This window comes from Extensimonas soli (assembly GCF_029211265.1).
Classification (GTDB): Bacteria; Pseudomonadota; Gammaproteobacteria; order Burkholderiales; family Burkholderiaceae_C; genus Extensimonas; species Extensimonas soli.
The window spans coordinates 1-17,777 of record NZ_JARGEL010000030.1 but is presented as its reverse complement, the minus strand read 5'-3'; the positions used below and the strand labels follow the sequence as shown (position 1 = coordinate 17,777).

Below are 17,777 nucleotides of genomic sequence, written 5' to 3'. Positions count from 1 at the left end.
GAACGGTGGCGCGCGCCGCACCGGGCACGTCAGGACTTGCCACGGCGCGGCGCACGCGCGCTCTGGGGGGCCGCTTTGGACGGAGCGTTGGATGCGGCTTGGCGCGCACCTTCGGGAATCGTCTGCGGGCTCTTTGGCGGACTCTTTGGCGGACTCACCTGCGCACGCGGCGGCAGCCCGGTATGCTGGGTCAAAATGCGCCCTTGTGCAGGTGCAGTCTGCGCAGGCAGCTTCTTTTTCGGGAGCGCATTCGGTGGCGCCGCCGGGGCCTTGGTCGCAGCGCCCGACGGGGTCGAATTTTTGCGCCGCGCGCTCTGGTAGGCGCCGTCGGTGGCGGGCTGCCAGGTCGGGATCAGGTGCTGCTTGCCGTTGCCTATCAGGTCGGCGCGGCCCATTTCCTTGAGCGCCTCGCGCAGCAGCGGCCAGTTGTTCGGGTCGTGCCAGCGCAAAAAGGCCTTGTGCAGACGGCGGCGGCGCTCGCCCTTGACGGTATCGACGCGCTCGGCGCGGCTGTCGCGGTGCACGCCTTTGAGCGTGTTCAGCCCCGTGTGGTACATGGCCGTGGCGCTGGCCATGGGGCTGGGGTAAAACGCCTGCACCTGGTCCGCGCGAAAGCCGTTTTTCTTCAGCCACAGCGCCAGGTTGAGCATGTCTTCGTCGGTGGTGCCGGGGTGCGCGGCGATGAAGTACGGGATCAGGTACTGCTCTTTGCCCGCCTCGCGGCTGTATTGGTCGAACAGCTGCTTGAAGCGGTCGTAGCTGCCCATGCCGGGCTTCATCATCTTCGACAGCGGCCCCTGCTCGGTGTGCTCGGGCGCGATCTTGAGGTAGCCGCCGACATGGTGCTGCACGAGCTCCTTCACGTATTCGGGCGAGCGCACCGCCAGGTCGTAGCGCAGGCCCGAGCCGATCAGCACCTTCTTGATGCCCGGCAATGCGCGCGCACGGCGGTAGATGCGGACCAGCGGGCCGTGGTCAGTGCCGAGGTTCTGGCAGATGTCGGGATAGACGCAGCTGGGTTTGCGGCACGCGGCCTCGATCTCGGGGCTTTTGCAGCCCAGGCGGTACATGTTGGCCGTGGGCCCGCCCAGGTCGGAGATGGTGCCGGTAAAGCCCTGCACCTTGTCGCGCACCTCTTCGATCTCGTGGAGGATCGAATCTTCCGAGCGGCTTTGGATGATGCGCCCCTCGTGCTCGGTGATGCTGCAAAACGTGCAGCCACCAAAGCAGCCGCGCATGATGTTGACCGAAAAGCGGATCATCTCCCACGCGGGGATCTTGGTTGCGCCGTCGTGGCGCCCGCGCTCGTCGGCGTAGGCCGGATGCGGGCTGCGCGCGTAGGGCAGGCCGAACACCCAGTCCATCTCGGCCGTGGTGAGCGGAATCGGCGGCGGGTTGATCCACACGTCGCGCGCCGTGGCGCCTTCACCATGCGCCTGCACCAGCGCGCGCGCGTTGCCGGGGTTGGTCTCGAGGTGCAGCACGCGGCTCGCGTGTGCGTAGAGCACCGGGTCGGCCTTGACCTGCTCGTAGCTCGGCAGGCGGATCACACAGCGCTCGCGCGGCACGGCGGAATTGGCGCGCGGCACGAAGCGCAGGGGCTGGGCCGGGGTTTCAGTGCCAAATTGGCCTCTAGCGCTTGCTGCATCTGCGCTAGAAGCTATGTTATCAAAAGCGTCTTTGTCTGACCCCGGCTCCTGCACAGCCGCGCAAGAAGCGCCTTGCATCGCCGCCTGCTCGGCGGTGGTCAGGTAGGGGTTCAGGTGCGCGTCGATGCGGCCGGGCCGATCGACCTCGGTCGAGTCGATCTCGAACCAGGCGGGTTCACCGGCAAGGGTGGACGCGCGGCGCACGAAGGCCGTGCCGCGCACGTCGGTGATGCGCTCCACGGGTTCGCGCCGCGCCAGGCGGTGCGCCACCTCGACCAGCGCGCGCTCGGCGTTGCCGTACAGCAGCAGGTCGCACTTGCTGTCCACGACGATGGAGCGGCGCACCTTGTCGCTCCAATAATCGTAGTGCGCGATGCGCCGCAGACTGCCCTCTATGCCGCCCAGGACGATGGGCACGTCTTTGTACGCCTCGCGGCAGCGCTGGCTATAGACGATGGCCGCGCGGTCGGGCCGCCGGCCCGCGACGTTGCCGGGCGTGTAGGCGTCGTCGCTGCGGATTTTGCGATCGGCCGTGTAGCGGTTGATCATCGAATCCATATTGCCCGCGGTCACGCCCCAGAACAGATTGGGGCGCCCGAGCACCTTGAACGGCTCGCAGCTGTGCCAATCGGGCTGGGCGATGATGCCCACGCGAAACCCATGCGCCTCGAGCACGCGCCCGATCACCGCCATGCCGAAGCTCGGGTGATCGACGTAGGCGTCGCCCGTCACCAGGATCACGTCGCACGAATCCCAGCCGAGCGCATCCATCTCGGCCCGGCTCATGGGCAGAAAAGGCGCAGTACCAAAGCGCTTGGCCCAGTATGGCTTGTAGCTGGTCAGCGGCTTGGCCGGGCGCGGGAAAAAGGAGACGTCCAGGGGCGCGTTCATGGGGACAAGATGGGGACGGCGGGGCTGCGGGCAATGGCGGTGCAGCGCACGCCGCGTGGCAAAAGCACCGCTGCGCACGCACGATGCACGGCGCAGAGGGCGCGAGTGTAAGGTTTTGCCCCTGCCCACGGCGCGGCTATGGGCTTGCCCGCCTGCCGGGTGCACGCCAGGCGCACATCCGTGGTGTTGCCCGCCCGCAAGCGCGTCGCCCACAAAATGCTGCGGCCGCCACTGCGACTACCATCGTTCGCCATGCCAAGCCCAAGCTCCGCCCCTTCCACCCCGCTCACCCCGCCCACCCTGCAATGGGACATCTTTTGCCGCGTGATCGACAACTACGGCGACATCGGCGTGTGCTGGCGGCTCGCGGCGCAGCTGGCCGGGCGCGGGCAGCGCGTGCGCCTGTGGGTGGACGACGCCTCGGCCCTCGCGTGGCTGGCGCCCGAGGGCTGCCCCGGCGTGCAGCTGCGCCGCTGGGGTGCGCCCCCGCCCACGCCGCAAGAGCCGCCACCCGACGTGCTCGTCGAAGCCTTCGGCTGCGAAATTGATCCTGAATTCATAGCTTATTGCGCACGTACAACAAAGGCTAGCGGCCAAAACGACCATGAATCTCGCGCGCCGGTGTGGATCAACCTCGAATACCTGTCGGCGCAAAGCTACGTGGAGCGCAACCACGGCCTGCCCTCGCCCATCCTGCACGGGCCTGCGGCGGGCTGGACGCGCTGGTTTTTCTACCCCGGCTTCACGCCGGCGACCGGCGGCCTGCTGCGCGAGCCCGATCTGCTGCCGCGCCAGGCGCGCTTCGACCGCGCAGCCTGGCGCGCCGCGCAGGCGCCGGATGCGACGCTGGCGCAGCGGGATGCTCGGTGGTGGATTTCGCTGTTTTGCTACGAGCCGCCCGCGCTCGCGCAGCTGCTCGCGCAATGCGCACAACACGAAGAACACCCCACGCAGCTGCTCGTGACGCCCGGGCGCGCCACCTCGGCAGTGCGGGCGGCGCTGCAAAATATGGGTCAAAATGCCGATGAAGGCTCATGCAGCAAGCGCGGGCAGCTATCGATTCAATACCTCCCGCCGCGCCCGCAAGCCGCGTTCGACGAGATGCTCTGGGCCTGCGACCTGAACCTCGTGCGCGGCGAGGATTCGCTCGTGCGCGCGCTCTGGGCCGGCGAGGCTTTCGTGTGGCAAATCTACCCGCAGCACGACGACGCGCACCACAGCAAGCTCTACGCCTTTTTGGATTGGCTCGAGGCCCCGCCCACGCTGCGGCGCTTTCATGCGTGCTGGAACGGCATCGCCGGCACAGAAAGCGCGCCGCTGCAACTGCCCGACGCGAAGACGCTTGCCGAATGGCGCGCCTGCACCCAGGCCGCACGCGCACGCCTGCTGGCTCAGGACGACTTGGTCACGCAGCTCTTGCGCTTCGTGCAGGAGAAACACTTTGCCAAAAAACAGAGTACCGTATCCTCACGGCACGAGTGAATGGCAAACCCTGGCGGTTGAAAATCCCGAAATCCCCGAAGTCCTCGATATGGACAGCGGAGAGACGATCAGGGCCGCCGAAGCGATTGGTGACGATTACGCCAAGGCCATTGCGATCCGAAGTTCTCCCTGCCGAAGACTGAGGAGACCTGGAAGGGTTCCATCGGAGAGTGGCGCAGACCAGATGTTCAGGCCAAATTCGGCGACCTGCGGATGGCCTTCGAGATTCAGCTCTCCACGACCTACATCCGCGTCATCGCCGAGCGACAGGAGTTCTACCTCCGGGAGGGAGAGGGTTGCTGGTCTGGTTGTTCAACCCTTAGCCGCCTGGTGTAGTGTTTGATGCTTTATGCGACAAATAAAACCGATGGTTTTTTGGTCTGGGCAAGGCGCAAACCGCAGCGATACCGGGTGGTATCGCGAGGATTTGCAACGCGGCCCAGGCCGAAAAGACGCGGTTTTATGTCGCAGATAGCGTCGAACACTGCACTAGCCCATATGTAGCAAGCGCCGGCAGCTTCTGGAAAAGGAGCAATCCGTTTGCCCTCAGCGTGCCGTTTGCGCAGCCTGCCGCCTGCGCCACCCGGCATGAACCAGGCGCCAGCCCAGCAGCAGGCCCAGAATCACTGCATAGACGGCCACTTCAGCGAAATTGTGCTTGCCGGCGCGCATCCAGAAAAAATGCAGCAGCGCCAGCGCCGCCACCGCATAGACCGCACGGTGCAGGGCCTGCCAGCGGCGCCCGCCCAGCGCCCGCATGGCGCGCTGGGTCGAGGTGGCGGCGAGCAGGGCCAGCAACACCAGCGCCAGGCTGCCCACGAGGATGAACGGCCGCTTGGCCACGTCGCGCAAGATGGCTGGCACGTCGAGCCCCTGGTCGAGCACCGCATAGCACACGAAGTGCAGCACGGCGTAGAAAAACACCCACAGCCCGAGCATGCGCCGAAAGCGCGCGAGCGCGGGCGTGCCCGTGAGCACGCGCAGCGGCGTCACGGCGAGCACCAGGCACAGCGCGCGCAAGGTCCAGTCGCCCGTGGCGCGGATCAAGGCCTCTGCCGGGTTGGCGCCGAGCCTGTCGGCCAGCGCCGCACAGACCAGCCACGCGCAAGGCAGCGCGCACAGCACAAACACCAGCGGCTTGGCAGCCGGGTGGAGCCATGGAGGCCGCGCTCCCGTTCGCATAGCCGCCCTCGTTGCCGTGCTCTGCTGCGTCACGGCGATCAGAAAAACCGGCGCAAGTCCATGCCGGCATACAGTTGCGCCACCTGCTCGGCATAGCCGTTGAAGGGCAGGGTCTTGCGTTTGCGCGCGAACAGGCCGCCTTCGCCGATGCGCCGCTCTGTGGCCTGGCTCCAGCGCGGATGATCGACGTCGGGGTTGACGTTGGCATAAAAGCCGTACTCCTGCGGCGCCGCCTTGACCCAGGCCGTGGCGGGCTGGCGCTCGGTGAAGCGGATTTTGACGATGCTCTTGGCGCTCTTGAAGCCGTACTTCCACGGCACCACGAGGCGCACCGGCGCGCCGTTTTGCTTGGGCAGCACCTCACCGTACATGCCGAAGGCCAGCAGCGCGAGCGGATGCAGCGCCTCGTCGAGCCGCAAGCCCTCCACATAAGGCCAGTCGAGGATGCGCGAACCCACGAAGGGCATGGTCGCCTTGTCGGCCAGCGTGACGAATTCCACGTATTTCGCGCTGCCCAGCGGCTGCACGCGCGCTATCAGGGCCGCCAGCGAATAGCCGACCCAGGGGATGACCATGGACCAGCCTTCGACGCAGCGCAGCCGGTACACGCGCTCCTCGAGGGTGCTGAGTTTGAGCAAGTCTTCGACGCCAAAGCGCCCCGGTTTGTGCACCAGTCCTTCGACCTCCACACTCCAGGGGCTGGTGCGCAAGGTGTGGGCGTTGCGCGCGGGGTCGTCCTTTTCGGTGCCAAACTCGTAAAAATTGTTGTAGCCGGTGGCGTCCTGGTAGCTCGTGGGCTTGTCGAGCACCATGGCGCCGGGCACCCTGGAGGGCACGGCGGCGAGCGGCGCGAGCTTGCCGGGGCGCTGCGCCTGCGCCAATGCCGTGCGGCCCGCCCAGGCGGCCAGTGCAGCGCCTGCAGCACCCCCGGCCAGACCGCGCAGCAAGGCGCGGCGGTTTTCATACACCGCACGCGGGGTGATCTCGGACGGCAGCGGCTGCGGAAAGTCGCGTGTACGGTGAAACATCGCCATGGCAAGCCCCCCTTCCCCCTTGACCCCTGAGAAAGCAGCGACCGATCTTCTACAAGGTGCCGTAGCTGTGCAAACCGCTCAGGAACATGTTGACGCCGATGAAGGCAAAGGTCGTCACTGCCAGACCCACAAGCGCCCACCAGGCCGACACGGTGCCGCGCAGGCCCTTCATGAGGCGCATGTGCAGCCAGGCGGCGTAATTGAGCCAGACGATCAGCGCCCAGGTTTCCTTCGGGTCCCAGCTCCAGTAGCCACCCCAGGCCTCGGCCGCCCAGAGCGCGCCGAGCACCGTGGCGATCGTGAAAAACGCGAAACCCACGGCGATGGCTTTGTACATGAGGTCATCGAGCACTTCGAGCGCGGGCAGACGCGCCGCGATGCGCCGGCGCCCAAGCAATATGCCCGCGACGATCAGCGCCGAAATGCCGAAATAAACCATCCAGTACGCGCTGCCCTGCGCGCCCGCGCCACGGCGAAACACCAACGGCTCGAAGCACAGCACCACACCCAGCAGCCACAGGGGCGCAAGCTTGTACCAGCGCAGCTCCTGCACGCTGTGTTTGACCAGATAGGCAAACGCCACCATGGCCGAGAGCGCAAAAGTGCCGTAGCCGATGAAGTTGGCGGGCACGTGCAGCTTCATCCACCAGCTCTTGAGCGCGGGCACGAGCGGCTGGATCTCCTGCGCCTCGCGCGCCACGGTGTACCAGAGCAAAAAGCCCACGGCCGCGCTGACCACCAGCATCACGAAGCCGCCGAGCGCGCGCGTGCCGTAGTGCGCCTCGAAATACAGGTAGAACAGCGCCGTGAGCCAGCAAAAGAGCACGAACACTTCATAAAGATTGCTCACCGGAATGTGCCCGATGTCGCTGCCCAGCAGATAGCTTTCGTACCAGCGCACCATGGTACCGATCAAGGCCATGCTGACGCCCACCCAGGCCAGGCGCGAGCCCAGCAGCGGCATGGCCTCGCCCGCCGTGCCGCGCGCGAACATGCCTATCCAGTAAAACGCCGTGCTCGCGAAAAACAGCATGCTCATCCAGAGGATGGCCGACTGGCTCGACAAGAAGTATTTGAGGCCGAACACCTGATCGGCGCGCGCCAAGTCGCCCGCACCGCCCTGCTGGTACAGCCCGATGGCAAGCAGTGACGCCGCCGCCACGATCAGCATCAGCACGCGCAGCGGACGCCAGAACCAGCCGAGCCACACGGCGCACGGCACGGCGGCCAGCGTGATGCCTTTCTCATAGACGTCCATATAGCTGCCGTAGCGCTGCAGGGCGAACGCGCCGCCGAGCACCGCGAGCACGGCGAACACCCAGTCGAAGGCGCTGCGCCGCGCCCAAAAGCCCTCGTGCAAGTCCCGTTGCATCGCCGTGCCGCCCACCCCCTGGGGTGCGCCGCCAGCCGGAGAAATCTTTACCGTGGTCGTGCTGTTCATGCCTTGCCTTCCTGGGGCCGCGCCCCTATCAGTTGCTCTGCGAGCTGGGCAAACTCCCGGTCGCCGTCCATGGTTCTGCGGTTGCTCGACAGCGCCATGGTGGCGTGCGTGCGCGCACCTTGCCCCGGCGCCTGCCCGTTTGCATCGCCCTGCGGCGCAAGCCAGACCCACACGCGCCGCTCGCGCACGTAGAGCATGGCAAAAACGCCCAAAATCAGCAAGGCGCAGCCTAAATAGACAACGTTCTTGCCAGGGGCACGCGCAACCTGGAACACGCTGGCCTGCACCTGCGTGAAGTCCGTGAGCTCAAGCGCGAACGGCGCCGGGTAGTTTTGCGCGTCGCTGAGCGCGAGCACGGCCTGCGTCATGAAGGCGCGGGCGTGCTCGTCGGCGGCAAGCGGCGCGAGCCCGGCGCGCTCGCGCGTGAGCTGCAGCAGCTCGAACAGGCTGCCGTTGAGGATGCGCACCAGCACCTCGGCGGCCTTGCCGCGCTCGGCCTCGGGCACGTTGGCCTCGATGAAGTCAGACACCGCCTGCAGCCCGCCACGCGGCGCACCACGCGGTGCGCCGTGCGCAGACGCCTGACCGTCATCGCCCGCAAACAGCGCAAGCGCGCGCGTGGCGGACTGCGCAAGCTGCTGCGCAAGTTCGGGGGGCGCGGCCTCGAGCGCCTTGGCCACGTAGCGCTGCACCGCCTGCGCGCGCGCCTCGGGGTCGGCCAGCGCGGCGCGCAGACGCATGAAGCCGTCCATGCGCCCTTGTTCGTCGGCCGGAATGCGCAGGTAGCGCATGGGCTCGTCGGTGCGCGTGCGCACGCCGAGCAGAAACACCGGCACGCCGTCGCCCAGATCGACGGGCAGCATGTAGTTGTGGAATTCGCTCGCCTGCCCGGCCGCGTCGCGCAGCTTGTAGCCCACGCTGGGGCCCACGTTGCGCAGCTCCTTGGGTTTGCCCGTCTTGTTCGCGGCGCCCAGGCGCTCTTCGATCGAAGCCCGCAGATCGACCTTGCGCGCGTCGGCGCCCGAGCCGCCCTGGTTGCCGAAATTCTCCACGTTGATCGTGCGCAGCGCGGTGAATTCCACCGTCAGGGTTTGCAGCGCGGCATTGGCGGCCGCCGAGCCACCCGCAGCCACGCGATTGAGCTGCGCCGAGCCACCGACCACGCCTTCGAGGTCGAAGGGCGCGACGTTCGTGCCCATGGGGTAGGCGTGGAGTTTGAGGCGCGAGCCGCCGTCGTCGAAGCTCGACTGGTAAATCTCTATGCCGCGGTAGCTCGCGGGGTGGTTGACCTCGACGCGCGCGGGCACCTGCGCGCCCGTGGCCTTGTCGTGGATCACGATGTCGCTCGCGAACAGCTTGGGCATGCCCGTGGAGTAGTGCTCGACGATGAATTTCTTGAGCTCGATCGCAAACGGCAGCTCCTGCAGCAGCACGCCGTCCGACTGGCTCAAAATGGCCGTGTCGGACTGCGTGCCCTCGGCTACGAGCAGGTTGCCGCGGAAGGTCGGATTGCGCTCGGACAGGCGATGCTCGGCCGGCACCTCGGAGATCAAACCGCCGCCGCGGTACGGCGTCTTGCCGCCGAGCAGCATTTGTGCGCGCACGATCAGATCGCCGTCGAACAGGCCGCCAAGGCAGATCAGCACGATGGCACTGTGCGCGGCGATGTAGCCGATCTTGTTCGCGGTGCCCGCCTTGGCCGCGAGCATCCAGCCCGCGCCCGCCGCGCCCTCGCCTGTTGACCCCGCCGGCGTGCGCTGCTGCAGACGCACCTTCCAGCCCTTGCGCGCGAGCAGCTGGCCTATGCGCTGCGCAGCGGCCTCGGGCGCTTCGGGCAGCTCGGCTTCGGCCCGGTGGTGGAAGGCGCGCAGGCTTTGCACGCGGATGTTTTCTTTGTAGGTCTTGAGGTCGGCCAGAATTTTGGGCGTGTTGCGCGCGATGCACAGCGAGGTGCTGAGCACCAGAAACGCCAGAATCAGCACAAACCACCACGCGCTGTAGACGGTGTTGAGCCGCAGCGTCAGGAACAGCTCGGCCCAGAACGGGCCGAACTGGTTGACGTAGTTCGCTGCGGGCTCGTGCTGCTTGAGCACGGTGCCTATGACCGAGGCAATGCAGATCACCGTGAGCAGCGCGATCGCAAAGCGCATCGACGACAGCAGCTCCAAGCTGGCGCGCAAAGCCTCGGAGCCGCGGCGCAGGCGCACGCCTTGGGTGGATTCAGACATGGAGCAGAGGAGGAAGCTGAGCGAGAGTCAAAAGCAAAAAGGGCCGGCCCTCATCCGAACAGGCCCGCCCTTCTTGGAGCTTATCGTGTGTGCTTGGTTCCGGTGCCAGCACCGCAGCCAGCGGTGTCAGCGCAGCCCGGCGATGTAATCGGCCACGGCGCGGATTTCACGGTCGTTGAGCTTGGCTGCGACCTGCGTCATCTGCGGGCTGTTGGTGCGCACGCCGTCACGGAAGGCGACCAGCTGCGCCGCCACGTAGTCCGCATGCTGGCCCGACAGGCGCGGATATTGCACGGGAATGCCGGCACCGTTGGGGCTGTGGCAGCCGGCGCAGGCCGCGATCTGGCGGTCGGCGATGCCGCCGCGGTAGATGCGCTCGCCGAGCATCACCAGGTCTTTGTCTTTCGCAAAGCCCGGCTTGGCGGGCTTGGAAGCCACCCACCAGGCGATGTTTTTCATGTCGTCATCCGAAAGCGCGGAGGCAAAGCCCTTCATGATGGCGTTGTTGCGCTTGCCGGACTTGAAGTCTTGCAACTGCTTGAGCAGGTATTCGGGGTGCTGCTGCGCGAGCTTGGGGTTGGCCGCGATGGTCGAGTTGCCGTCCGCCGCATGGCAGGCCACGCACACCGCGCCGAAGCTGGCTTCGCCCTTGGCCAGGTCGGGCTTGGCGGCCTGGGGCTTCGTTGCAGGGGATTCGCCCGCCGCGAAGGCCGGCAAAACGGGTGCTGCCAGTGCGGCAGCCGTCAGCAAGGAGGCGAGCAACTTCATATTCGAGGGTCTGTATCGTTGGAGGAATGCGCAAAACGGGGCGATTCTACAATGCGGCCCCGGCCCTGCTGCATCCCCTTGGCGCACCGCGCGGCCGGGCACCTTTGTGCGCCGCGCTCGCGCGCCCGTGCCCTAGCAGCCTGTCGGACTTTGGAACCGTCGGCTGCGCATGCGCCGCAGCGGCCCATTTTTTACCGTCTTCTTGCCCCATAGTCCCGCTATGGGGCTGCGAATCCGGCAAAAACTGGCCTCGCTGGGGCCCATTCTCGCTTTCGACGCCTAAAGTCCGACAGGCTGCTAGCCGCCGCTCTTTCCCCGCGCTCTTTTCCCGCGCTCCTACTTCTTCAGCAATGACCACCGATTCTCCCACCCCGCAGGCTGCCGCAACCCCTGCAACCGCCGCCGCAGCGCCCGACGCCAAGACCGCCATGGGCTGGCTGCACACCGCGCGCTTTTTCACGACCGCCGCGCAGTTGCACCAGCTGCCGCCCGTCGAGGTGCCCGAAATCGCCTTCGTGGGCCGCTCGAATGCGGGCAAATCGACCTGCATCAACACGCTCACGCAGCAAAAGCAGCTGGCCTTTGCCTCCAAACGGCCCGGGCGCACGCAGCACATCAATCTGTTCGCGCTGGGCAGGCAGGGCGTGACCGACGCCGTGTTTGCCGACCTGCCGGGCTACGGCTACGCCGCGGTGTCGCGCAGCGACAAGCAGCGCTGGCAGCAGGTGATGGTGAACTACCTCGTGAGCCGCACGAGCCTGAGCGGCATCGTGCTGCTGTGCGATCCGCGCCTGGGGCTCACCGAGCTCGACGAGGCGCTGCTCGAAATCATGCGCCCGCGCGTCGAGCAGGGGCTCAAGTTCCTCGTGCTGCTCACCAAGGCCGACAAGCTCACGCGCGCCGAACAGGCCAAGGTGCTGTCGATCACGCGCCTGCAGGCCGGCGGCGGCGAGGTGCGGCTGTTTTCTGCGCTCAAAAAGCAGGGCGTGGAAGACGTCGCGCAGCTGCTGTGGCAATGGGCACATCCCACCACGGCCACGGCCACGGCCACGGCCACGGACACGGCCACAGTACCTGCCACGTCGCCCACGCCTGCCGCACCCGCCCCGGAACCCACCGAGGGCGGCACCTGAAAATACCAAAACGATAGCTGTCAGCGCTTGTTCTGCCTTGGCTAGGAGCCTGTCGGACTTTGGGCGTCGAAAGCGAGAAGGTGCCCCAGCGAGACCAGTTTTTGCCGGATTCGCCGCCCCATAGCGGGACTATGGGGCAAGAAGACGGTAAAAAATGGGCCGCTGCGGCGCATTCGCAGCCGACGACTCCAAAGCCCGACAGGCTCCTAGAGGCCAATTTCACTCGTAAACCGAAGGCTCGCCGGGCGGGCGCGTCTTGAAGCGCCGGTGCACCCAGTAATACTGGCCTGGCATGGTGTCGATGTAGCTTTGCAGGCGCCGGTTCATCTCGGCGGTGTCGGCTTCCGCGTCGTCGCTCGGAAAATCGGGCCAGGCGGGCGTGAGCTCGGCCACGTAGCCCTCGGGCGTGATGCGTGTGAACATGCCCACCACCTTGGCCCGCCCCAGGCGCGCGAAGCGCGACAGCGAAGGCACGGTGGCCGCGGGCACGCCGTAAAAGGGCACAAACACTGAATCCTTGGCGCCAAAGTCCATGTCCGGCAACAAATACAGCAAGCCGCCCTGGCGCAGATTGGCGATGATGGGTTTGACGCCGTCGGCGCGGTTGAGCATGCGCACGTCGCCAAAGCGCTGGCGCCCCGCGCGCAGCCAGGCGTCTATGGCGGGGTTGGGGTGCGTGGAAAAAATCGAGGTGAAGGCGCGGCTCGTGCGCAGCGGCAGCGCAAGCCCGCCCGCGTCCATGCCGTAAAAATGCGGCGCGAAGATGATGGTCGGCGTGTCGCCTTCGAGTTCCTCGATGGCGCCTTGCAGCTGGACGCGGCGCTCGACCAGCGCGCGCGGGCCGAACCAGAGCCAGCTGCGGTCCAGCCAGGTCTGGCAAAACGCCACGAAGCTCTCGCGCGCCCAGCGCCGGCGCTGGCGCGGCGGCACCTGCGGAAAGCACAGCTCCAGATTGCGCAGTGCGATCTTGCGCCGATGCGCCGCAAGCACGTACAGCACCTGGCCAACACCCCAGCCGAGCGCGCGCAGCACGGGCAGCGGCAGCGGCGCGAGCACATGCATGAAGGCCACGCCCAGGCGCCCGCCGAGCGAGCCTTTGTCCGTCTTCTTTTCTTGTTGCTGCATCATGCCGCAGCCTCCGTGCGTTCCACACGCGGTTTTTTGTAGCGCCCGTAGCCCCACAGGTATTGCTCGGGGCAGGCGCGGATCAGCTTTTCCATGGCCTCGTTGATCTGCCGCAGCGCGACTTCCATGTCGGGGGCGAGCTCTGGGCCGGGTTCGAAATGCAATACGTAGCCGCGCCCCCAAGGCCGCCGCTCGCAGCGCGCGAGCACTATGGCCGCCCCCGTTTGCTGCGCGAGGCGCGCGGCGAGCGTCATGGTGTAGGCTGGGCGGCCAAAAAACGGCGCCCACAGCCCCTGCCCCTCGGGCGGCACCTGGTCGGGCAGCAGGCCTACGGCGCCGCCGCGGCGCAAGACCCGGATCATGCTGCGCACGCCCGCGAGCGAGGTGGGCACGGCCTGCACGCCGGGGCGGTTGCGCGCCGTTTCCTGCAAGCGCGCGAGCCAGGCCTGGCGCGCGGGCCGGTAGAGCACGGTGATCGGCCCGTGATCGGCGCTCCAGCGCTGCGCCGCCCTCTGCACCGACATCTCGAAGCAGCCCTGGTGCGGCGTGAGGAACACGATGCCCCGCCCCGCGGCCCAGGCGCGCTCGACGCAATCGCCGCCGTGCAGCGCGCAAGGCGGCGGCCGGCCCAGCCACAGGCGCGGCAGTTCGGCCACCATGCGCCCCGCGTGGCCCACGGCCGCGCGCACCTGCGCAAACGCGTAGCCGGCCTGCGCCGCGTTCTCCAGAAAACGCCGGCGGTACGTGGGCGAGAGCGCAAACACCACCCAGCCGAGTGCAGCCCCGAGGCCGTGCAGCAGCCCCAAAGGCAGCGTGGCCAAAAAACGCCAGAAAAGAAGCATTAGAATGAAAATGTCGCTGAGTTAAATGAGCAACTTGCAGGGCGACGTAAAACAAATCTGCTAAAGCGTTCGCCACAGCTCCTGTGAGCCGAGGGCAACGCCCCAAAAGCCGCAAACACAGGAGTTTATTCAATGGAACTGGCGAACAGCTTTCTCTTCACGTCCGAATCGGTCTCCGAAGGCCACCCCGACAAGGTGGCCGACCAGATCTCCGACGCCATCCTCGACGCCCTGCTCGCGCAAGACCCGCGCTCGCGCGTGGCCGCCGAGACGCTGACCAACACCGGCCTGGTGGTGCTCGCCGGCGAAATCAGCACCAACGCGCACGTCGATTACATCCAGGTGGCGCGCGACACCATCCGCCGCATAGGCTACGACAACACCGAGTACGGCATCGATTACAAAGGCTGCGCCGTGCTCGTGGCCTACGACAAGCAAAGCAACGACATCGCGCAGGGCGTCGACCATGCGAGCGACGACTACCTCAACACCGGCGCGGGCGACCAGGGCCTGATGTTCGGCTACGCCTGCGACGAAACGCCCGAGCTCATGCCCGCGCCCATCTATTACGCGCACCGCCTGGTCGAGCGCCAGGCGCAGCTGCGCAAGGACGGGCGCCTGCCCTTTCTGCGCCCCGACGCCAAGAGCCAGATCACGCTGCGTTACGTCGATGGCAAGCCGCACAGCATAGACACCGTGGTGCTTTCGACGCAGCACCACCCCGACCAGTCCGAGACGCCCACCAAAATGAAGCCGAGCTTCATCGAGGCCGTGATCGAGGAAATCATCAAGCCCGTGCTGCCCAAGGAGTGGCTGGCGGGCACGCGCTACCTCATCAACCCCACGGGGCGCTTCGTGATCGGCGGGCCGCAGGGCGACTGCGGCCTGACCGGGCGCAAGATCATCGTCGACACCTACGGCGGCGCCTGCCCGCACGGCGGCGGCGCCTTCAGCGGCAAGGACCCGACCAAGGTCGACCGCTCGGCCGCCTACGCCGCGCGCTACGTGGCCAAGAACATCGTCGCCGCGGGCCTGGCGCGCCAGTGCCAGATCCAGGTCTCTTATGCGATCGGCGTGGCCGAGCCCATCAACATCACCATCTACACCGAAGGGACGGGCGCCCTTCCCGACCACGAGATCGCCAAACTCGTGCGCGAACACTTCGACCTGCGCCCCAAGGGCATCATCCAGATGCTCGACCTGCAGCGCCCCATCTACGGCAAAACTGCCGCCTACGGCCACTTCGGCCGCGAAGAGCCCGAGTTCAGCTGGGAGCGCACCGACAAAGCCGCGCTGCTGCGCGCCGCCGCGGGGCTTTGAGGCGCAACGGCCGCCGCTTGCGCGCCATGGTGCTGCAAAGACAACCGCCAGCGCCAAAGTCTTGGCAACGCTGGCAGCTATCGACAAAATAGCTGCCAGTGGTTGATGGATAAGCACTGGAGGCCCAAATGACCATCAATTTGGCAACACCACCGCAGCACCCGCACACATACATTGCCCGCCGCCCGCTGGCCCTGGGCGCCCTGGGATTTCTCGGCGCGCTCGTGCTGGCCGGATGCGGCAGCCCCCCGCGCCGCTCGGGCGACGCCGCCGCCAGCAGCGCCCCGCCCTGGCAGACGCGCGCCAGCCGCATGCCCCCACCCGCGACGCAGCCGCCGCTGGAGCTCGACCCGCACGGCCGCGAGGAAGCCGTGGCGCTGGCCACGCTGGTCATCAACACACCCTACACCTACGGCGGCAACTCGCCGCACGGCGGCTTCGACTGCAGCGGCCTCGTGTATTACGTCTTCAGCCACGTAGCCCAGGGCAGCGCGATGCCGCGCCGCCTGCCGCGCAGCACCGCCGAATGGGCCGCAGCCACGCAGCCGGTGGACGACGACGCACTGCAGCGCGGCGACCTGGTGTTTTTCAACACCACCGGCGCGCTGTTTTCACACATGGGCATTTACGTGGGGCAGGCGCAATTCGTGCATGCACCATCGAGCGGCGGCACCGTGCGCCGCGACTCGCTCGAGGCCGGCTACTTTCGCACCCGCTACGTCGGCGCGCGCCGGGCGTTCGCGGCCGCCTGAGCACACACCACACCCGCCCCCAAGCCCGCCCCATCCACCACCACTTCTCCATGACCGCAGCCTACGACACCGCCATCTACATCGGGCGCTTCGAGCCCGTCCACAACGCGCACCTCGCGCTGCTGCGCCAGGCGCTGGCCAGCGCGCGGCAGGTGATCGTGGTCATAGGCTCGGCCTGGCAGGCGCGCTCGCCGCGCAACCCCATCACGTGGCAGGAGCGCGCCGACATGCTGCGCCAGGCCCTGCCCGCAGCCGAGCGCGCGCGCCTGCAGCTGCTGCCCGTGCGCGACTACTACGACGAACCCGTGTGGGCGCAGGCCGTGCGCCGCGGCGTGGCCGCGCTGACAGCACCGGGCGCACGCATCGCGCTCGTGGGCCACTTCAAGGACGCGACGAGCAACTACCTGCGCAGCTTTCCCGGCTGGGAGCTGATTTCGTTGCCGCGCCAGGGCGACATCGATGCGAGCACGCTGCGCGACGCCTACTTCGGCGCCGCCACGGCTGCGCCCACAAGCGCGGCAGCGGACGCATCCAGCAGCGCCGACTTGTTCGCCGATCCCGCCACCGACCCGGCCGCCACCCTCGCCGCCGTCGATGCCGCTTTGCTCCCATGGAAAGAGCACATACCGCCCGCCACACTTGCCTTTCTGCGTGATTTTGCGCAAAAACCCGAGTACGCCGCACTGCAGCACGAATGGCGCGTGCTGCGCGACTACCGCGCCTCATGGGCCGGCGCGCCCTACCCGCCCGTGTTCGTCACCGTCGATGCCGTGCTGCGCTGCCAGGAGCACGTGCTCGTGATCCGCCGCGCGCACGCGCCCGGCAAAGGCCAGCTCGCCGTGCCCGGCGGCTTCATCGAGCAAAAAGAAACCCTGTGGCAATCGTGCCTGCGCGAGCTCGCCGAAGAAACGCACTGCGCCCTGCCCGAAGCCGCCCTGCGCGCCGCGCTGCGCCAGGTACACGTCTTCGACCACCCCGACCGCAGCCAGCGCGGCCGCACCATCACGCACGCGCACTACTTCGACCTCGGCAACGCCCCCTTCCCCGCCGTGCAGGCCGACGACGATGCGCTGCAGGCGCAGTGGCTGCCCATCGCCGCGCTCACGGGCATGGAAGACCAGTTCTTTGAAGACCACTTCCACATCCTCGACAAGTTTTTGGGGCTCACGGATGCGGCGGAGTTGGCGCGGGCGGTCTGACTTTGGGCGTAGTTGGCCGAAAGTCAGAGGGAGAATGATCAGCTCACGTCCCTGCTGCCTGAAATACGCCCGGTAACCGGGACCGTAGTTGATTCGCAACTCGGAGACGCCTTCACCCCATTACATTACACACAGGCTCGACGTCACCGGCATTCTCAGCGGCCAGGCGCTCGATTCTGGCCTGAACTCGCGCCCGCGCCTGGAAACCTACGAGTGGCGGCACCGTGCGCCGCGAACCTCCCGAGGCCAGCTATGTCCGCAGAAATTCGAATCTGACCCCAATTATCTTCTGACCCCAATTATCTTCCACAGCCCTCCTGTCGCACGGGTGCAGCATGCCTCCCCGCAAGGCTATGCCAACGGATGAAAAACCGGACCCCGTACAGGTACGCCTTCTCGGTCTGTCGGCTATAGTGCAAATACCGGATGCGCCCCCGAAGTTGGTCGAGCAAGCGGGTGAAGCGAAGAGCGGGTGTGGGTGTGCCGGATTTCATGCTTGATTTATACCTGCAAATACGTACAGTATCAAGTGCGTAACTCGTTGATGTAGAACAACTTTCAGGACGATTCTGTGCCAAGAATATCCCGCACCGTCCAGCTTATCCGGCAGTATCTGCGGGATACATTACGTTAGGCGTCGCAATACAGGTAGTGCGCGCTCATGGCCTTCTACTTCGATCTGTACCGCGCGAGTCCTGACGCCCCACCGCTGCATCGGTGGGTATCGAACT

Annotated in this window: 16 protein-coding genes; 7 read left to right on the top strand and 9 right to left on the bottom strand. The window is 66.8% G+C overall.

Features of this window, described 5'->3' with window-relative positions:
* Window positions 1-29 precede the first annotated feature (29 nt).
* A complete protein-coding gene (locus PYV55_RS13965; protein ID WP_275852342.1) occupies window positions 30-2,540 on the bottom strand; it encodes a YgiQ family radical SAM protein in 2,511 nt (836 codons plus the stop codon).
* Between the two features lie 252 nt (window positions 2,541-2,792).
* Here PYV55_RS13965 and earP point away from each other — a divergent pair, with 252 nt between their 5' ends.
* Window positions 2,793-4,022, top strand: a complete 1,230-nt coding sequence (gene earP / locus PYV55_RS13960; protein WP_275852340.1) for an elongation factor P maturation arginine rhamnosyltransferase EarP — start codon at window positions 2,793-2,795, stop codon at window positions 4,020-4,022.
* 129 nt (window positions 4,023-4,151) lie between these two features.
* The gene (locus PYV55_RS16355) at window positions 4,152-4,358 is read left to right on the top strand and encodes a DUF6035 family protein (RefSeq protein WP_407066812.1); all 207 of its coding nucleotides are present in this window, start codon (window positions 4,152-4,154) and stop codon (window positions 4,356-4,358) included.
* 210 nt (window positions 4,359-4,568) lie between these two features.
* Here PYV55_RS16355 and PYV55_RS13955 read toward each other — a convergent pair whose 3' ends face one another.
* From PYV55_RS13955 to PYV55_RS13930, 6 genes are all read right to left on the bottom strand, one after another.
* Entirely contained in the window at window positions 4,569-5,204 is a 636-nt protein-coding gene (locus PYV55_RS13955; RefSeq protein WP_275852338.1) for a protein-methionine-sulfoxide reductase heme-binding subunit MsrQ, read from the bottom strand.
* A 38-nt stretch (window positions 5,205-5,242) separates the two neighbouring features.
* Window positions 5,243-6,232 (bottom strand): protein-methionine-sulfoxide reductase catalytic subunit MsrP, encoded by a 990-nt coding sequence (gene msrP / locus PYV55_RS13950; protein ID WP_275852421.1) that lies wholly within the window; start codon window positions 6,230-6,232, stop codon window positions 5,243-5,245.
* 55 nt (window positions 6,233-6,287) lie between these two features.
* Window positions 6,288-7,610, bottom strand: coding sequence for a c-type cytochrome biogenesis protein CcsB (gene ccsB, locus PYV55_RS13945; RefSeq protein WP_275852419.1), 1,323 nt, complete (start codon window positions 7,608-7,610; stop codon window positions 6,288-6,290).
* A 65-nt stretch (window positions 7,611-7,675) separates the two neighbouring features.
* On the bottom strand, window positions 7,676-9,907 hold the full coding sequence (locus PYV55_RS13940; RefSeq protein WP_275852336.1) for a cytochrome c biogenesis protein ResB: 2,232 nt from the start codon (window positions 9,905-9,907) through the stop codon (window positions 7,676-7,678).
* A gap of 126 nt (window positions 9,908-10,033) precedes the next feature.
* Window positions 10,034-10,675: a c-type cytochrome gene (locus tag PYV55_RS13935; RefSeq protein ID WP_275852334.1), complete on the bottom strand. Its 642-nt coding sequence runs from the start codon at window positions 10,673-10,675 to the stop codon at window positions 10,034-10,036.
* A 46-nt stretch (window positions 10,676-10,721) separates the two neighbouring features.
* Window positions 10,722-11,033 (bottom strand): hypothetical protein, encoded by a 312-nt coding sequence (locus PYV55_RS13930; protein ID WP_275852331.1) that lies wholly within the window; start codon window positions 11,031-11,033, stop codon window positions 10,722-10,724.
* On the opposite strand from PYV55_RS13930, the gene yihA reads away from it, so the two are divergent.
* Together yihA and PYV55_RS13920 are read left to right on the top strand one after the other, a co-directional pair.
* On the top strand, window positions 11,026-11,808 hold the full coding sequence (gene yihA, locus PYV55_RS13925) for a ribosome biogenesis GTP-binding protein YihA/YsxC (RefSeq protein ID WP_275852329.1): 783 nt from the start codon (window positions 11,026-11,028) through the stop codon (window positions 11,806-11,808). The two genes, PYV55_RS13930 and yihA, sit on opposite strands and share 8 nt — an antisense overlap.
* 59 nt (window positions 11,809-11,867) lie before the next feature.
* On the top strand, window positions 11,868-12,068 hold the full coding sequence (locus PYV55_RS13920) for a hypothetical protein (RefSeq protein WP_275852327.1): 201 nt from the start codon (window positions 11,868-11,870) through the stop codon (window positions 12,066-12,068).
* Here PYV55_RS13920 and PYV55_RS13915 read toward each other — a convergent pair.
* Entirely contained in the window at window positions 12,028-12,936 is a 909-nt protein-coding gene (locus PYV55_RS13915) for a lysophospholipid acyltransferase family protein (RefSeq protein ID WP_275852324.1), read from the bottom strand. The genes PYV55_RS13920 and PYV55_RS13915 overlap by 41 nt on opposite strands.
* Window positions 12,933-13,775 (bottom strand): lysophospholipid acyltransferase family protein, encoded by an 843-nt coding sequence (locus tag PYV55_RS13910; protein ID WP_275852322.1) that lies wholly within the window; start codon window positions 13,773-13,775, stop codon window positions 12,933-12,935. Before PYV55_RS13910 ends, PYV55_RS13915 begins: the two co-directional genes overlap by 4 nt.
* A 138-nt stretch (window positions 13,776-13,913) precedes the next feature.
* On the opposite strand from PYV55_RS13910, the gene metK reads away from it, so the two are divergent.
* From metK to PYV55_RS13895, 3 genes are all read left to right on the top strand, one after another.
* Window positions 13,914-15,095: a methionine adenosyltransferase gene (metK, locus tag PYV55_RS13905; protein ID WP_275852417.1), complete on the top strand. Its 1,182-nt coding sequence runs from the start codon at window positions 13,914-13,916 to the stop codon at window positions 15,093-15,095.
* A gap of 128 nt (window positions 15,096-15,223) precedes the next feature.
* Window positions 15,224-15,847 (top strand): C40 family peptidase, encoded by a 624-nt coding sequence (locus PYV55_RS13900; protein WP_275852320.1) that lies wholly within the window; start codon window positions 15,224-15,226, stop codon window positions 15,845-15,847.
* A 50-nt stretch (window positions 15,848-15,897) separates the two neighbouring features.
* Window positions 15,898-17,046, top strand: a complete 1,149-nt coding sequence (locus PYV55_RS13895; protein ID WP_275852317.1) for a bifunctional nicotinamide-nucleotide adenylyltransferase/Nudix hydroxylase — start codon at window positions 15,898-15,900, stop codon at window positions 17,044-17,046.
* Window positions 17,047-17,777 lie beyond the last annotated feature (731 nt).

Excerpts from the sequence above, each read along its gene's own strand:
- PYV55_RS13895 (WP_275852317.1), top strand. The coding sequence starts at position 15,898 with ATGACCGCAGCCTACGACACCGCCATCTACATCGGGCGCTTCGAGCCC.
- PYV55_RS13900 (WP_275852320.1), top strand. The coding sequence starts at position 15,224 with ATGACCATCAATTTGGCAACACCACCGCAGCACCCGCACACATACATT.
- PYV55_RS13940 (WP_275852336.1), bottom strand. The coding sequence starts at position 9,907 with ATGTCTGAATCCACCCAAGGCGTGCGCCTGCGCCGCGGCTCCGAGGCT.
- PYV55_RS13915 (WP_275852324.1), bottom strand. The coding sequence starts at position 12,936 with ATGATGCAGCAACAAGAAAAGAAGACGGACAAAGGCTCGCTCGGCGGG.
- ccsB (WP_275852419.1), bottom strand. The coding sequence starts at position 7,610 with ATGCAACGGGACTTGCACGAGGGCTTTTGGGCGCGGCGCAGCGCCTTC.
- PYV55_RS13935 (WP_275852334.1), bottom strand. The coding sequence starts at position 10,675 with ATGAAGTTGCTCGCCTCCTTGCTGACGGCTGCCGCACTGGCAGCACCC.
- PYV55_RS13910 (WP_275852322.1), bottom strand. The coding sequence starts at position 13,775 with ATGCTTCTTTTCTGGCGTTTTTTGGCCACGCTGCCTTTGGGGCTGCTG.
- yihA (WP_275852329.1), top strand. The coding sequence starts at position 11,026 with ATGACCACCGATTCTCCCACCCCGCAGGCTGCCGCAACCCCTGCAACC.
- earP (WP_275852340.1), top strand. The coding sequence starts at position 2,793 with ATGCCAAGCCCAAGCTCCGCCCCTTCCACCCCGCTCACCCCGCCCACC.
- PYV55_RS13965 (WP_275852342.1), bottom strand. The coding sequence starts at position 2,540 with ATGAACGCGCCCCTGGACGTCTCCTTTTTCCCGCGCCCGGCCAAGCCG.
- PYV55_RS13955 (WP_275852338.1), bottom strand. The coding sequence starts at position 5,204 with ATGCGAACGGGAGCGCGGCCTCCATGGCTCCACCCGGCTGCCAAGCCG.
- msrP (WP_275852421.1), bottom strand. The coding sequence starts at position 6,232 with ATGTTTCACCGTACACGCGACTTTCCGCAGCCGCTGCCGTCCGAGATC.